The organism is Aneurinibacillus migulanus, from assembly GCF_001274715.1.
Taxonomy (GTDB): Bacteria; Bacillota; Bacilli; order Aneurinibacillales; family Aneurinibacillaceae; genus Aneurinibacillus; species Aneurinibacillus migulanus.
In genome coordinates this window covers 1-1026 of record NZ_LGUG01000018.1, presented here as the reverse complement: position 1 = coordinate 1026, position 1026 = coordinate 1, and the positions used below count along the sequence as shown (strand labels likewise).

The window sequence follows — 1026 nt, the reverse complement described above, 5'->3', positions numbered from 1 at the left end:
TGCAGACCGGGGAATCCTGTAGTAATATGTTCCCCTTCGTTATATCCATCAGGTTCTCAAGGACCCCAAGGGCCACCAGGACCACCAGGACCACCAGGACCACCAGGACCTCAAGGGCCTCAAGGGCCTCAGGGACCACCGGGATCAGTAGGGTCAGTAGTTATCATACCTACTGTTCAAAGATATTTTTATATCACGGAGTTAGATATTCAGGGCCCTCAAGTTATTCTAGCTACTGAATTTACTGGTGATAGTGGAGGGCCAATAAGTGAATTTACAAACCTCGGACAAAACAGCTACAGTAATCTTTATATTAATGGAATATTACAAGAAGGCAGCATATATAGCGTAAATCCAAACGCTCTAACTATTAATCTCAATGGCAGCACCATTTTTGCAGGTGAACCTATTATCCTTGAAATTGTTCAGTTTTCTGCTCAAGTATTTCCTTAAAAACTGTGTAATATAGCCCAGTGACCTTTCTTTTTTTAATGTTTTAGTGAGTGTGTGGCAGGTTTACCTAAATTCATAGCTAAATATTATGCAAGCTTATATCGATTATTTGGTTTCTATATCCTATATATGCCTTATTCATTATATTAATTTTGCTACACACTCTTAGTATTAATCAAAGCGTAGGGAGAGTGTTTATCGTTAGATGAATAGGAACTCATCAGCAAAGAAAAAAGTAACCTAAGGTATCCCACTTTCAATTTGCAAATTGTACGTATATACTAAGTCATTTGCTGTTCCTGAAGTATAGTGAGAGGAATAGAATGTAGTAACGGATGGAACAAGCCCTCTTTCTAGAGGTTTTTCAAAAAATCCGTAATGATAAAAAGAAAAGGAGTGAATACACATGCCTATAGTTAAACCGTTTATAGCTGGTAGAAAGTTTACCTCTACAGCAGGGGCCGGAACAGGTACAGGTGCTACATTTGCAATTGCAGCTACAGCTTTTACCGATGATACTGGTGCAGCTGCGACAGCATTTCCAGCTTCATTTTCGTATTACAACCTGTATAT

The 1026-nt window shown here is 39.0% G+C and carries 2 protein-coding genes; both read left to right on the top strand.

Features of this window, described 5'->3' with window-relative positions; all coding sequences use genetic code 11:
• A partial coding sequence (locus AF333_RS34405; RefSeq protein ID WP_053432798.1) for a DUF4183 domain-containing protein occupies positions 1 to 453 on the top strand: 453 nt, incomplete at its 5' end.
• Positions 454 to 859: 406 nt separating this feature from the next.
• A partial coding sequence (locus tag AF333_RS33315; RefSeq protein WP_152968252.1) for a DUF4183 domain-containing protein occupies positions 860 to 1026 on the top strand: 167 nt, incomplete at its 3' end.